This window comes from Microbacterium oleivorans NBRC 103075 (assembly GCF_001552475.1).
In the GTDB taxonomy this organism is placed as follows: Bacteria; Actinomycetota; Actinomycetes; order Actinomycetales; family Microbacteriaceae; genus Microbacterium; species Microbacterium oleivorans.
In genome coordinates, this window is record NZ_BCRG01000015.1 from 39,843 (window position 1) to 54,597 (window position 14,755).

Sequence of the window (14,755 nt, forward strand, 5' to 3'; positions counted from 1 at the left end):
CGCGACCCCCGTCGCGCGCTATCAGCGAATTCCCAGCGAATCGCTGGGGTCAGTCTGACACAGCCGCGTAACGCCGTCGTTCACTCAGAGCTTGGTGATCGGAGCGACCTTGATCAGCAGCTTCTTCGGACCCGCGGTGTCGAACCGGACGTGGGCGACGCGCTTGGCACCCTCGCCGGTGATCATGTCGACTTTGCCCTCGCCGAAATCGTCGTGACGGATGCGGTCGCCCGCCGCCAACTCCATGTCGCCGTTGTCGCGGATCTTCGCCGGGATGCGGTTGGTGAACTTCGCGAGCGCGTCGGACTTCTCCCGTCGCGGCAGGGGCACGAGGTCGTCGCCGTAGCGGTTCGATCCTGACCCGCCGAAGCGCGACCCGCCCGCACCGGGGCGCCCGTTGATCGCACGAGACTGCATGCCGCCGCGGGAGTTCACGTCGCCCGGCGACTGGCGCCAGTCGATCAGCTCGTGCGGGATCTCCTGCAGGAACCGGCTCGGCATCGCGGCCGAGACTTCACCGAACTGGGCGCGGGTCATCGCCAGCGACAGGTGCAGCCGCTTACGCGCACGGGTGAGCGCCACATAGAAGAGGCGCCGCTCCTCCTGGGGACCACCGGGCTCCCCCGCCGAGATCCGGTGCGGGATGAGGTCTTCCTCGACGCCCGTCACGAAGACGGCGTCGTACTCGAGGCCCTTCGCCGTGTGCATCGTCATGAGTGAGACCGACCCACTGGCGTCATCGAGGTCGTCGGCATCCGACACCAGCGTCACTTCGGTGAGGAAGTCCAGCAGCGTGCCGTCGGGGTTGTTGCGCGCGAACTCGCGCGTCACCGCGACGAGCTCGTCGAGGTTCTCGACGCGCGCCTCGTCCTGCGGGTCCTTCGACATGCGGAGGACGTCGTAGTAGCCCGACTTGTTGAGCAGAACGCGAAGCCCCTCGGTGACGGACGTCGACGGCGGGATCTCGCCCGAGCTGGGGAGCATGATCTCGGATGCCTCGACGAGGACGGCATCCAGTTCCGCGATCGCCTTCTGCACCTTCACGCCGACCCCGAGCGCCGATGCGTTCGCGAGAGCGTCGCGGAAGGTGATGCCCTCCGATGCCGCGTACCGGGCGATCGCTGTCTCGGTGACGTCGCCGATGCCTCGTCGGGGCTTGTTGAGGATGCGGCGGACGGCCATCTCGTCGGCGGGGTTCGCCACCGCGATGAGGTACGCCATCGCGTCCTTGATCTCGGCGCGGTCGTAGAACTTGGTGCCGCCCATGATCTTGTAGGGCACCGCCGAGCGGATGAAGATCTCTTCGAGCGCACGCGACTGCGAGTTGGTCCGGTAGAAGACCGCCATCTGCGAGTAGTCGACGTTCTTGCGGTGCAGAGCCTCGATCTCGTCGGCCACGAACTGCGCCTCATCGTGCTGCGAGTATCCGGTGAAGCCGATGATCGGGTCACCGTCGCCGACGTCGGTCCAGAGCTTCTTGTCCTTGCGGTCGAAGTTGTGGCCGATGACGGCGTTCGCCGCCGACAGGATGTTCTGGGTCGAGCGGTAGTTCTGCTCGAGCAGCACGACCTTCGCCCCGGGGAAGTCGCGCTCGAACTCGCTGATGTTGCGGATGTCGGCGCCGCGGAAGGCGTAGATCGACTGATCCGAGTCACCGACGACGGTGAGGGACGCGCCCTCGACCTCGGGAGCTTCATCCGGCTCGAAGATCATCATCCCGCCGCTCGAGAATGCGTCGCCCGCCTTACCGACGACGGGCCGCGTGAGCTCGTGGATGAGGGCGTACTGGGCGTGGTTCGTGTCCTGGTACTCATCGACGAGGACGTGCCGGAACCGTTTGCGGTACACATCGGCGACGTGCGGGAACGCGCGGAACAGATACACCGTCTGCGCGATGAGGTCGTCGAAGTCGAACGCATTGGCCTTCTGCAGCGCACGCTGGTAATCCGCGAAGATGTCGACGAACACCCGCTCGGCGGGGTCGCTCATATTCGCCTGGCGCGCGTAGGACTCGGCGTCCGCCAGTTCGTTCTTCAGCTTCGAGATGCGGCCCTGGACCGCTGCCGGAGTGAAGCCGAACGAGTCACCCTCGTGTTCCTTGACGAGTCGCTTGACGAGGGCCCGTGAGTCGCCGGAGTCGTAGATGGTGAAGCTCTTGGTGAAGCCGAACTGGTCGGCCTCGCGGCGCAGAATGCGCACGCACGCCGAGTGGAAGGTCGAGATCCACATGCCCTGCGCACTGTCGCCGATGAGCTGGCGCACGCGCTCGCGCATCTCCCCCGCGGCCTTGTTCGTGAAGGTGATCGCGAGGATCTGGCTCGGGTAGGCCTCTCGCGTGCGCAGGAGCGAAGCGATGCGGCGGGTGAGCACGCTCGTCTTGCCGGAGCCTGCGCCCGCGACGATCAGCAGCGCCGGCCCCCGATGGGTGACGGCCTCGCGCTGGGGCGGGTTGAGACCGGCCAGGAGGTCTTCGTCGGGGCGGGAATCGCCCGCGGGGCGGGGCGCTCCGGCGCCGACGATGACGGGCTTGATGGAGTCGCTCATGTCCCCACGAGTCTACGTTCGAGCGCCGACATCGACGCCCGGACTCATGCCGGGCCGCGGCGATCGCGGCGCAACACCCACGTGTTCCCCTCGCCCGTCTCGTGGCGAAGTTCGTCGAGGGCGGCGAGCGCCAACGCGAGCCCGCGCCCGGATTCGGCGTCTTCGGCGGGCATGTGCACCTCGTCGAGACGGATGAGGGCGGGCTCGGCGTCATCCGACAGAACGGCGAGCAGCCTGTGATGGTCGACCGACAGTTCCGCGACGACGGTCGGGGGCGCATCCCCGGGGGCGTGCTCGACGACGTTGGTCACGACCTCGCTCACGGCGAGGCCGAACAGCAACCGGTCATCGTCGGAGACGTCGGGGACCTCGCGCCAGAGTTCTTCGAGTGCGTCGTGGACGGCGTCGACCAGCGCCAGGTCTGCAGGGGCGTGGATGCGGCGCGCCGCGTCAACGCCCATCGAACGCGGCTTCCGCGTCCGGGTACGCGCGCAGCACGCGGTCGAGATTGGTGAGCTTCAGGACGCGGGCGACAGGTTCCGGCACCGCGGCGATGCGAAGGTCGCCGTCGGCGAGACGGGCCGACTTCAGCCCGCCGATCAGGGCCCCGATCCCCGACGAATCGATGAACTCGGTGCGTGCGAGATCGACGACGACGCGCGCGCCGGCACGGGAGATGGCATCGTCGACGGCGGAGCGGAAGCGGCTCACCCCTGGTGCGGTGAGCCGTCCGACGACGGCGACGACGGCGTATCCGTCTGCGGGCGTCACAGAGATGTCCACGGGGGCTCCTTCTGTTCGAGGGCTGAGGAGGATGCAGCGGGCTCGGCGGGCCGGTACCCCTGGTACCTCGCAGCCTGGATCAGGACGCTGAGGACGACCAGGTCGTAGCCGACCCATACGGTGTTCACGAGGGTGCCCGTGCCGTCGGCGGTCCCGGCGATCACGCGCACGATCCCGACAACGACGGAGACCGCGAGCAGCGCCATCGCCGTGAGTTGGGGCCAGATCTGCCGCCACGGCGGGCCACCGGCGGCACGACCGTCCTTGCGGGTGACGACGAAGCTCAGCGAGCGTCCGAAGACGACATTCGCGAACGCAGTGACGCAGGCGGCGATCCAGACGGGGAACAGCGCGAGTGAGTATTGCTGCCCTCGCCACGTCCTGATGCCCTTGGCGACCACGACGAAGAGGATCTGGTTGACGATGAAGTAGGGCAGGAACCGGGCGAAGAAGTCCACCGACCACGCAGTCACCGGGAGCACGCCGAGCAGCAGGTAGATCATGGGCGCGGCGAGGTAGACGATCGCCGCGAATCCGCTCAGGTAGCTCCACATCGTGCCGAAATACATCAGCCGCTGCCCGAAGGTCAGGCCCTTCTTCACGATCGGGTTGTCGCGCAGGAGGACTTGCATCGTTCCCTGGGCCCACCGCAGCCGCTGGGTCAGCATCGTCCGCAGATCCTCGGGGGCGAGGCCGTGCGCGAGGATCTCGTGGTGGTAGACGCTTCTCCAACCGAGCGCGTGCAGCTGCATCGCCGTCGCCATGTCCTCGGTGACCGAGATCGTCGCGAGCGGCTGGATCGGCTGCGCCTCCCCCGGCCGGTCGACGCGGACTGCGTCCACGAGCGCGTCCACGGCGGCGATGGTCCCGAGCGGGGTCAGTTCGCGGGCCGCGAGCGCGTCGAGCGCTCCATCGTCGACGACGAAAGCGTCGAGCTCGGCGTCACGCTGCACCGCGAGCGCGGCGAGCTCCTCGACGTCGGCGCGGATGCCGGCGAGGTCGACCTGCACGAGTCGGCGCGACGCCGCCTGAACCTCCGCGTGGACCTCGGCCGTCACCTCGGCGATGGGCGCTCCGAGCGCCAGGTCCGCGCGCGCCCGGTGAACGGCCGCCGCGAGACGTCCCAACTCCGCGGCGACGTCCGCGGGGAGGTCGTGAGCGGATGCCGCGCGTCGCAGCATCCGCTGGGCTGCTTTCAATGCCGTGACCACCGAATCCTCGAGGTCTCGGACGTATCCGACGATCCCCAGTTGCATCAGGGCGTCGCGGCGGAGGATCGCGTTGGACCCGCAGAAGAAGGCCGCGTTCCACCCGTCCTTGCCCTGCTGGATGGGGCCGTAGAACAGCGGCGCCTGACTGCCCAGCGGGTCGGCTTCGTCCACGTTGACGAACCACTGCGGAGTCTGCACGAGGGCGACCTGCGGGTCGTCGGCGAAGTATCCGAGGGTGTTCTCCAGAATCAGCGGATCCGGCACCTGGTCGGCGTCGAGAATCAGGAGGAACTCGCCGTCCGTCGCCATAAGCGCATTGTTGAGGTTGCCCGCTTTGGCGTGCCGCGGCTTGTCCGCCCAGTCCGCGGAGCGGGTGAGGTATCCGATACCAGCCGCCTCGGCCGCGGCGGACAGCTCGGCGCGGGAGCCGTCGTCCAGGATCCAGGTCTCGTGCGGATAGGTGATGCGCTGCGCGGCGAGAGCCGTCGCCATCACCATGTCGATCGGCTCGTTGTAGGTCGTGATGAAAACGTCCACCGTGCCCTGTGGCGCCGCCGCCGGGCGCGGTCGCTCCCGGGCACGCCACATCGTCACGGCGAAGAGCAGGGTGTCGATGAGACTGTAGGTCTCCGCGATGACGAGGGGGACCGCTATCCACCAGGCCTCCCAGTTCACCGATGCCAGCCACCTCCACGCGACGTAGTTCACGCCGAGCAGGACCGACAGCAGGGCGAGAACCCTGATCGCGATGAACCGTCCGGTCACGCGTCCCTCCGGATCACCATCAGGGTGACGTCGTCCGGCGCCTTCCGCTCGCGCGCGAGCGCGATCCCCGCGGCGACGGCGCCCTCCGGTCCGTGGTCGCGGAGCGCCGACAGCACCTGCCCGAACGGGTCCTCGGAGTCGAGGATGTCGAGCAGCCCGTCACTGCAGCACAGCAGCGCATCTCCGGGGCGGAGGACGACGCGGGCAGCGGCCCTCGGCTCGTCGGCGCCCATGCCGAGAGGGAGCCCGGTGGAGCGGATGGGCTCCCAGGTGTCATCAGCGCGGAGCACGAAGGTGAGGGAGTGTCCCGCGTCGACGAGCAGGACCTCTCCCGTTCCGCCATCGAGGTCCGCCACGACCGCCGTGACGAACATGTGCAGGTGCGAGAGATCCTCCGAGACCTGCACGTCCAGGTCTTCCACGATCGTCGTGAGGGGCCGCTCGCGCGCCGTGCGCAGCGATCCCCTCACGCTGGCCGCGACCAGCCCCGCACCCAGTCCCTTGCCCATCACGTCGGCGAGGGTCAGGCGAAGGAGACCATCGTGGTCGTACCAGTCGTAGACGTCGCCCATCACCGATCCGGCCGCGACTGCGTCAGCGGCGAGCGTGTAGCCCGGCACGACCGGAGTGCGACGGGGCAGCAGGGCGCGCTGAACCTCCCCCGCTCGGTCCATCTCTTGCTCCCGGGCGATCTCGGTCTCCACCCAGCGGGCCATCTCGCGGAGGAGATCGCGCTGGGCGTCATCGAGCGCGCGCGGCTTGGTGTCGAGGATGCAGAGGGTGCCGATCTGCTCGCCGCCGGGAGCAGCGAGCGGCTGACCCGCGTAGAAACGCAGGTTCGGATCACCCGTGACGAAGGGGCTGGTTCGGAAGTCCACGTCGGACGACGCGTCCTCGACCACCAGCATGGACCCTTTGGCGACCGCTGCACCGCAGAATGATCCTTCGCGGGGGGCCTCCCGCTGACCGTCGAAACCTTGCTCGGACAGCCGCCACTGGCGATCGTCATCGAGCAGGGTCACGCTCACCATCGGAACCCCGAACACCTCCCGCGCCAGGCGGGTGACACGATCGACGCGTTCGTCCGTCGGCCGGTCGAGCACGTCGAGCGCCTCTACCGCCCGCTGCCGCGCTCGCTCGCGGGCTTCGATGTCCCCAACGGTGGTGCTCATACCTTCACCCTCATATGAATGACCTCTGCCGCGCAACCTGCCTCACGCCAGCGCGTCGGACACCCGTCGCGAGATGTCGGTGATGCGTCCGAGCGTGGCGGCGACCCAGAGACCGGGCTGATCGTGCGGGTCCTCGGCGGCATCGGGGGCGGGCAGGGATGCCGCGTAGGCGTCGACGGCGCGCCACGCGGCATCCGTTCTCGCGGTCATCTCCTCGTCTGCGGGCGGGGTCGCCAGGAGTTCGGCGACACGACGAAGAGCCGCCTCGAGACTCGCAACGTCGCCGTGACGCTCGTCGAGGTGGTCGTGCTGCGCGAGCACGTCGAGCAGATCCCGGGCGAGGTACGTTGCGCGCTCGAGCCCCCACCACCGCTGGGCGTTTTCGTCGTGCACGCCGCCGACCCCACGAGCGCGGATGTTGGCCCGCTCCGACCGAGACGCCTCGTCGACGTCGGCCGCGACGGCGATCGCCATCTCAGCGAGCGCATCGCCGTCTTCGCGGAGACTCGTGGCATCAGGCTCCCCCTTCCCCGCGGAGTCCGCCGCGCGGTCGAGCGCGGACACCACCGCGGCGCGCAACTCCGACAGCCGGTCGCGGGCGGACTGCAGGTACAGCGGCGGCACGAGGACGAAGTTGGCCACCACACCGACGAGCACGCCGAACGCCATCGTCGCGAGATACGACGACGAGAAGTCGTCGGGGTCGTTCTTGCTCAGCAGCAAGACGAAGAGCCCGGCGAGGGCCACCCAATCCCGGCCGATGCCGAGTGCACGGATGCCGCCGATCGCCACACCGACGAGGACCACCAGCGCCACCCCGACGATGCCGGGAGCGCCGGCGGCGACGACTGCCAGTCCGCCGAACCCGATCGCGATGCCGAGCGCGAGACCGATGAGCGACTGGATGCCTGCGCGCGCCGAGTCGGCGACCGTCGGGTACATGCTCACGAGTACGCCGAGAGGCGCGTAGTACGAGTACTCGGCATCCGCGAACGGGACGAGGGGCGCGAAGAACCAGGCGACGCCGGCGGCGATGGCGGTCTTGAGAGCCAGGATCAGCCGCCGCGTCGTGAAGACGTCGCCTCCTGCGCGGCGGAGGCTCAACGCCAACTGGGCGGCCGTCAGGCGCGGGGTGGTGCGGAGCATCCCAGCACGCTATTCCGGCGTCCGGCATGTGCGCGGCCCCCTTGCATCCGCGCTTCCACCGTCGTAGGCGGAGTCAGCTGACGAGCGTGCGCGACCTGGTGGGGAAAGCTCCGCGCGGTGGCGCAGCGACCGCGCGGTGCGAAAGCGACGACGCCGAACGGGCCCGCGGGGCGGGGACGACCAGCCCGCGACGGGAACGCGGGAGCATCCCGACGGCGAACAGGGTCGCCATCGCCGCGGGCCCGATGGGGCCGACCACTGCCGCGAGCGAACCGGAGGCGAGGACCGCTCCGACGGCGAGCAGCGGCACGAGGACGAGCTCGTCGCGCAAGAGCGCGGCGGTGCCCGACGCGCCACGGTGCGAAGCTGTCTTGGGCGTCACCCAGAACGTCGCGCGACGACCCAGCACGGTCCGGATGACCGCAGCGAGGACGACGAACGTGGTCGAGGCGTAGAGCAGACCTGCCGTGAGGGCGAACGCGGCGCCGGCGGCGAACCGCTGGGTACGCGCGCGGCGGACCGCTTCAGGCAGAAGGGGCGCGGATGCCGCGAACGTGGACACGAGCATGACCCAGATGGGCGGGGGCGTGCCGATGCCGGCGAGCGCCGCTCCCGTGACCAGTGTCGCTGCCCCTGCGAGAGCGGTGACCGGCACGAGGGCGGTCTCGAGCGCAAGGTCGAGACCCTCCCGAAAGCGGAGCCCCCGCATCTGCCCCGGGTGACGGAGGAACTCGACTGCGCCTTCCGCTGTCTTGCGCATCTGCACCCGGAACGCCGCGTAGTCGATCGGGTAGTCCTCGGTGAAGGCGGCGTCGACGTCCACGATCCGCCAGCCGCGGCGGCGGAGCCGAACGGTCATCGCGAGGTCTTCCGCGACGGTCTCAGGGAACCCCGCGACATCCTCGAGGGCTGCGGCACGAACGAGCGCGCCGCGCCCGAGGAAGGCGGTGACGCCATGCGCCCCGCGTCCGCGGCGGGTGACTCCGAGGTGGGTCGCGAGCAACGGACCGAAGTACCGCGCGAAGCGGCTTCTCCCCGGGGATGCCGCGGGTGACGCCTGCGCGACGGCCACCGTGGGGTCGGCGAGGGCGGCGCTGCTGATCCGGGCCACCCCGGGGTCGAGGACGACGTCGCTGTCGCAGATGAGGAATGCGTCGTAGCGCCCGCGGAGTTCTGCGATCCCGGCGTTGAGGTTGCCGGCTTTGAATCCGGACCGTTCCGCACGTCGGATGACGTGCCATCCGCGCGCGGCCGCGAGGTCGTCGACCCGCGCGATGACGTCGGGGTCGCGGGAATCGTCGAGGAGCACGACGTCGACGGCAACATCCTGGTGCGAACTGCGGATGATCGCCGACGCGTCGAGGTCATCGCAGATGCAGACGAGCAGAGCGATCCGGTCGGAGCCGCGGCCGGTGTCGCCTTGCGGCATGGAGCCGGGAATCGCGGATCGCATCCACAGCGCCGCGGCTCGCCCGCCCGCGATCCAGGTGAGGGCGCTCGCCACGGCGAAGGCGATCGGCAGCGCAGAGCCCTGCGCGGCAGCCCAGCCGAAGAGCGGTAGGGCGAGCGCCATCCAGAGCACGGCGACGAGAACAGTCGATGCACGGACCCGGAGACAGTTAATCACATACTGAGTATATGTATACATGGAATCTTATTTGGTGGTCATCGGGGTGAGTCGTCGCGCCAGGGCCATCAGAGCAGACGCCGTTCCGATGCCCACGCCGTCAGTTCGTGACGCGACGACAGCTGCAATTTGCGCAGCACTGAGGAAACGTGCGTCTCGACGGTCTTCACCGAGATGTAGAGCTCCTGCGCGACCTCCTTGTAGGAGTAGCCGCGCGCGATGAGGCGCATCACCTCCTGTTCGCGGCCCGACAGCCGATCGAGCTCGTCGTCGACGGCAGCCGTCTCCCCCGCTGCGGCACCGAAGGCGTCGAGGACGAATCCCGCCAGCCGGGGCGAGAACACGGCATCCCCGCCCGCCACCGCGTGCACCGCGCGACTCACGTCCGCGCCCGACGACCCCTTCGTGATGTACCCGCGCGCCCCGGCCCGGATGACGCGCACGACATCGGCCGCGGCGTCCGACACGCTCAGCGCGAGGAACCGCGTGGGGGTCTCGGCGGAACCGAGGATGACGGCCTCGCCGCCGATCGCGTCGGCAGCGCCGTCATCGCCGGGAAGATGCACGTCGAGGAGCACGACGTCGGGGCGTTCGGACGAGATGACGGCGATCGCACTTCCGACGTCCGCCGCCTCGCCCACGACGTGGACCGACGAGTCGAGATCGGCCCGCAGCCCCGATCGGAAGATCGAGTGATCGTCGACGATCACGACCAGCAAGGGAGCCGCCTCAGTCACGCCGCGCTCCTGTGGTCGGAAGGCTCAGCCGCACTTCGGTGCCGGTGACGTCGGGCACGGACCGGATGACGGCGGTGCCGCCGGCCCGCCGCATCCGTCCGACGATCGACTCCCGCACACCCCAGCGGTCCGCCGGCACGGCCGCAGGGTCGAACCCGTCGCCGCGGTCACGGATGAAGACGTCGACAGCGGATGCCGCCCCCTCGATGTACACGGAGATCTCACCGCCCGCGTGGCGAGCCGCGTTGAGCATCGCCTCACGAGCGGCAGCCGCGAGTTCGCCGCTGGCACGCTCCGTCGACGTACCGGTCGAGACGACCTCGATCCGGACCGGGAAGTCGAGCTCGAGCGCGCCCGCGTAGTCACGCAGGTCGGTGGGAAGATCACTGTCGGCCGGGGAGTCACCGTCGTACAGCCACGCGCGCAGCTCCCGTTCCTGCGCTCGCGCGATACGCGACACCTCGCTCGAGGCGCCCGAGCGGTTCTGGATCAGGGCGAGCGTCTGCAGGACGGAGTCGTGGAGGTGGGCCGCCATCGCCGAGCGCTGCTCATCGCGCACGCGTCCGATCCGCTCGTCGACGAGGTGACGCCACGCCTGCAGAAGAGCGGATGCGGCGATGGCCGCGACGCCGACAACGGGCAGGACGAGCTCGCCGATGACAGCGCGCCCGCCGCGCACGTCAGCCGTGCCGGCGACGGCGACGAACACGGCGGCGAGCGCGACAGCTGCGAGCACCCGCACGATCAACGCGTGCCGAGGACCTCTGGACGGGTCGACGCGGTCGATGCTGCCCGCCCACACGCCCGCGGCGGTCGCCAGCAGCGTCGTGGCCCACGCCCACGGGACGGTCGGCCAGAAGCGCAGCGCATCCCCCGCCGTCTCCCGGAAGAAGACGTTCAGATCGAGGTCGACGGATGTCTGCGCTACGAACAGGAGGCCGATGGCGGCGATGCCTGCTCCGGTCAGGAGCAGCCACGCCACCGGCACACGGCGTTCCGTCGCTCGGTCGCCCGCACGGAGCGGCATGAACAGCCAGCACCACACATAGAAGAGGAGTCCGGCCCCGCCGAGGACGGCGGCCACCGTGAGGAGCAGCCGCACGCGCGTCACGGAGACGCCGACGTGGTCGGCGAGGCCCGCGCCCACGCCTGTCACCGCCATCGTCCGCGGCCGCGCGAGCGGGACGCGGGCAGGACGCCCGACGGGGCGCGCCGGCCGGAGCGGGCGAGCCGCAGCATCCGTGGCGGCCGAAAGAGTGGGCATGTCCACATCAAACCATCGGCGTCTCGCCGCGCACATCATCCGGAAGAGGGATCAGGGATGGATCAGGGTCACCCCTGATGGTGGAGGATGCCGCAACCCCGGCATCCTCGGAACATGCCCTCCGAACCGACCCTCGCCCCTCCCTTCACTCCGCCCCGGGACGGTGCCGCCGACCGCTTCTTCGGGTGGACGGCGAGCCTCGGGTTCGTCCGCATGAACGGGTGGTTCGGCGGGGTCGCTGCCGGTGCCGCCGCGCGATGGGCCGTCGATCCGCTGATCGTTCGCGGCATCCTCGTCGTCCTCGCGATCCTCGGATTCCCGGTGACGCTCGTCTACGCCGTGGCGTGGGCGGTCCTGCCCGATGCGTCGGGGCGGACCCCGGGGCTCGAAGCGCGGTATCGCATCTTCAATTCAGGCCAGGTGGGTGCGCTCGTCTTCCTCGCGGCATCCTTCATCCCGGCTCCGTTGCCGCTGCTCCTCGGGATTCCGAGCCTCGCCCTCCTCGGCGGGGTGTTCGTCGGCGACATCGCCGTCCTGATCCTCGCCCTCGCGGCGGTCGCGGTCGGGTTCTCGATCATCGCGGTCGTCACGGTCGGACGACGCGGTGCGCGCTCTGCGGCACCCCCCATCGACGCGGAGCCCGCGGGCGACACGGAGCCCGCGCCGATGGAGGACGCTCCCGTCGAGCCCGACGCCCCCTCGGACGCGACGAACGAGGACGACCTGGTGCGATGGCGCGAGCAGCACGCAGCGTGGAAAGTCCAAGACCAGGCATGGCGGCGGGATCAGCAGGATGCCGCACGCGCCGCGCGAGATCAGTTGCGACGCGAGCGCCAGAAGAGCGCCGCAGCCTTCGCGGCCGAAGCCGCCGCCCGTCGTCGTGAGCGCCACGCCACTGCGCCTCGTGCGCCGCTCCCGTTCGTTACCCTCGCGATCGGCGCCGCGGTGACCGTGGGGACGATCGTCGCGCTGACCGCGGGCGGAGCCGATCGGGTCGCAGCCGGGCTTTTCGTCGCGGCCATGGTGCTGGCCGGGGCGATGACCGTCGCGGGTGCGCTCCGGCGACGCAGCGGATTCCTCGCATTCGTCACCGGTCTCGCACTCGTCACCGGCATCGGGGCTTCCGTCATTTCGGTCGGCCGCGATCTGCATGTGGGGAGCTGGAGCATTTCGAATGTCGCGGGGCAGTTCTATCAAGGCCCCGACACCTTCGTGCAGCCGTGGGGGGACCTGTGGATCTCGCTGCAGGAGACCGGTGCCGACGGCGCGATGCAGGTACACAAGCGTGCCGGCGGAACGACCATCGCGGTCGACGACGAGGTTCGCCTGGACCTCGAGATCGTCACCGACACCGCGTCGGCCTACGTCTCGACCCCCTCCGACGGGTTCGTCGGCCTGGACGAACTGGACAGCGTCTCACGGACGTCCCTCCCCGACGGTCGAACCCGGTACACCGCCACCTTCGGCGACACCGCATCTCCCCGCACGACCCAGAAGCTTCACCTCGAGCAGGACTCGGGATACATCGACGTCAACGTCGACTCCGACTTCGCATCCGAAGGGCCCACATCGTGACCGACGCATCCACCGTCCCCCTGGGCGAGCTCGCGCCCGCATCACCCGCTTCCCCGACCGGCCCGCGCGTCCGCTGGGCCGCGATCGTCTGGGGCCTCACTTTCGCGGCGATGGCGGCCGCCGGTTACGCATTCATCTCCTCCCCCGCGACCATGCGGGCGCTGACCGACACGATTGCGGCTGCGGATCTCGCCTCGGCGATTGCGGTCGGACTGCTCCTCGTCGGAGCGCTCCTCGCCATCGCCGGCGTCGCCGGGCGCCTCCGCGTGGGGCAGCGCTCCCTCGCGCAGCGTCGAATGCACCAAATCGCTTCGGAGTCAACCCGCCAGACCTGACCGCGGTCGGCACTCTACGGTCGGAATGTCGCTGTACCCGGGCGACGTCTCGGCCGGCGCTCCGCGCCTGGAACACCCGCAGGAGTACCCGTGACCGATCCGTTCGACGAGCCAGTCACGTCGGGAATGCTGGACGGTCGCTACGTCCTCGGCGCATGCGTCGGTCAGGGCGGCATGGCCCGGGTGTACCGGGCGGAAGACGTGATCCTCGGTCGCACCGTCGCCATCAAGATCATGCGGTCGGAGGCGGAGAACCCCGCGATCCTGCCCCGGGCCCGCACCGAGATGTCGCTGCTCGCGTCGCTGAACCACCCCTCGCTCGTGACCCTGTTCGACGCCAAGATCGTGCCGGGTCAGCCCGAGTACCTCGTCATGGAGTTCGTTGAAGGCCGCTCTCTCGCGGCCGCCCTTCAGGATGGGCCGGTGGATGCCGCCGAGACCGCCGGCCTCGTCGGTGAACTCGCCGCGGGGCTCGACATCGTGCACCGCTCGGGCATCGTCCACCGAGACGTCAAGCCGTCGAACGTCCTTCTGGCCCCGTCGATCACTCCGGGCCGCGCGCACGCCGCAAAGCTCGCGGATTTCGGCGTTGCCTATCTCGCGGACAGCACCCGTCACACGACGCCGGGCACAGTCATCGGCACCGCCGCCTACCTCGCCCCCGAGCAGGTGCGAGGCGAACCTGCGGGGCCACCGGCCGACATCTACGCGCTGGGCCTTCTCGCTCTGGAGACGATCACCGGCGAACGGGCTTTCCCCGAGGCATCCGGAATCGGACGCGTGATGGCGCGCCTCGTGGAGTCGCCCGACATCCCCGCCTGGCTCGGCCCGGAGTGGTCCGCCCTGCTGGGTGCCATGATCGCGCGAGACCCCGCCACTCGACCGGCCGCGGCGGACGTCGCGCGGCGCGCTCGTTCGCTGCCGACCGACATCGTCCGGATGCCCCGTCCCACCGTCGCGGCGCTCGACGAGACGACGCAGGCCTGGTCCGCCGAGCCGACCGTAGCGACTGCTGCGACCGCCGCCGCCGCTGCGGACTCCTTGTTCGACGAGGTCGAGCTGCCCACCTCCCGTCGCGCCGTCCGGTCTCACAGACGAATGCGGCGGTCGCGGGCATGGATTCTCGCCGGCGCCGCCGGCGCAGTCATCGCCGTCCAGATCCTCGTCGGCGCGTGGTGGGCGAACGGAACGCCGGGCGGTCGCCCGGCCCCCGAGGAGACCGTCAGCGAGCCGACGAACCCCGCCCCCGCGGAACTCTTGGTGAACGGCGGCGATCAGGCCGTGGTGACCCTGGACACGGCCGATACCCGCGAGCCCGTGGCCACCGACACGACGCCCGCCGATCCCGACACCGCAACGACGGACACGAGCGGCTCCGATGAGGGGCCTGCCTCGACCCCACCGGCATCCGCCGACGAGGACAAGGTCCCCGGCCAGTCCGCACGCGAGAACGCCAACGAGAAGGCCCGGGAGAACGCGAACGAGAACTCTGCCGTCCGCGGAGGCTCCTCCAACGGGAACGGGAACGGCAACGGCAACGACAAGAAGAACGGCTGAGTCCCGTCACACGCCGTTATCGTGCGTCATCTCCGGTCA

12 protein-coding genes are annotated in these 14,755 nt (G+C 69.8%); 3 read left to right on the plus strand and 9 right to left on the minus strand.

The annotated features are described in order from the left end of the window. Positions 1-84: 84 nt before the first annotated feature. The 9 genes from MO1_RS13640 to MO1_RS13680 form a co-directional block, all read right to left on the minus strand. Positions 85-2,544: an ATP-dependent helicase gene (locus tag MO1_RS13640; RefSeq protein ID WP_036313136.1), complete on the minus strand. Its 2,460-nt coding sequence runs from the start codon at positions 2,542-2,544 to the stop codon at positions 85-87. 44 nt (positions 2,545-2,588) lie between these two features. Further along, positions 2,589-3,005: an ATP-binding protein gene (locus tag MO1_RS13645; protein WP_060916318.1), complete on the minus strand. Its 417-nt coding sequence runs from the start codon at positions 3,003-3,005 to the stop codon at positions 2,589-2,591. Beyond that, positions 2,995-3,327, minus strand: a complete 333-nt coding sequence (locus MO1_RS13650; RefSeq protein WP_060916319.1) for an STAS domain-containing protein — start codon at positions 3,325-3,327, stop codon at positions 2,995-2,997. Before MO1_RS13650 ends, MO1_RS13645 begins: the two co-directional genes overlap by 11 nt. Then, entirely contained in the window at positions 3,312-5,303 is a 1,992-nt protein-coding gene (locus tag MO1_RS13655) for a glycosyltransferase (RefSeq protein WP_060916320.1), read from the minus strand. Before MO1_RS13655 ends, MO1_RS13650 begins: the two co-directional genes overlap by 16 nt. Beyond that, the gene (locus tag MO1_RS13660; RefSeq protein WP_076709401.1) at positions 5,300-6,475 is read right to left on the minus strand and encodes a PP2C family protein-serine/threonine phosphatase; all 1,176 of its coding nucleotides are present in this window, start codon (positions 6,473-6,475) and stop codon (positions 5,300-5,302) included. The genes MO1_RS13655 and MO1_RS13660 overlap by 4 nt, the downstream gene beginning before the upstream one ends. A 42-nt stretch (positions 6,476-6,517) precedes the next feature. Next, positions 6,518-7,621, minus strand: a complete 1,104-nt coding sequence (locus tag MO1_RS13665) for an FUSC family protein (RefSeq protein WP_060916321.1) — start codon at positions 7,619-7,621, stop codon at positions 6,518-6,520. A 73-nt stretch (positions 7,622-7,694) separates the two neighbouring features. Further along, on the minus strand, positions 7,695-9,248 hold the full coding sequence (locus MO1_RS13670) for a glycosyltransferase family 2 protein (RefSeq protein WP_255209278.1): 1,554 nt from the start codon (positions 9,246-9,248) through the stop codon (positions 7,695-7,697). A 68-nt stretch (positions 9,249-9,316) separates the two neighbouring features. Beyond that, positions 9,317-9,985 carry a LuxR C-terminal-related transcriptional regulator gene (locus tag MO1_RS13675; RefSeq protein WP_060916323.1) on the minus strand — a complete coding sequence of 223 codons (669 nt, stop codon included), beginning with the start codon at positions 9,983-9,985 and terminating at the stop codon, positions 9,317-9,319. Next, the gene (locus MO1_RS13680; RefSeq protein WP_082724430.1) at positions 9,978-11,249 is read right to left on the minus strand and encodes an ATP-binding protein; all 1,272 of its coding nucleotides are present in this window, start codon (positions 11,247-11,249) and stop codon (positions 9,978-9,980) included. The genes MO1_RS13675 and MO1_RS13680 overlap by 8 nt, the downstream gene beginning before the upstream one ends. 114 nt (positions 11,250-11,363) lie before the next feature. On the opposite strand from MO1_RS13680, the gene MO1_RS13685 reads away from it, so the two are divergent. The 3 genes from MO1_RS13685 (at position 11,364) to MO1_RS13695 (ending at position 14,716) form a co-directional block, all read left to right on the plus strand. Then, positions 11,364-12,824, plus strand: a complete 1,461-nt coding sequence (locus MO1_RS13685; RefSeq protein ID WP_060916325.1) for a PspC domain-containing protein — start codon at positions 11,364-11,366, stop codon at positions 12,822-12,824. Then, positions 12,821-13,159, plus strand: coding sequence for a hypothetical protein (locus MO1_RS13690; RefSeq protein ID WP_060916326.1), 339 nt, complete (start codon positions 12,821-12,823; stop codon positions 13,157-13,159). Before MO1_RS13685 ends, MO1_RS13690 begins: the two co-directional genes overlap by 4 nt. Positions 13,160-13,249: 90 nt before the next feature. Continuing rightward, positions 13,250-14,716, plus strand: a complete 1,467-nt coding sequence (locus MO1_RS13695; RefSeq protein WP_060916327.1) for a serine/threonine protein kinase — start codon at positions 13,250-13,252, stop codon at positions 14,714-14,716. The last annotated feature ends 39 nt before the right edge of the window (positions 14,717-14,755 follow it).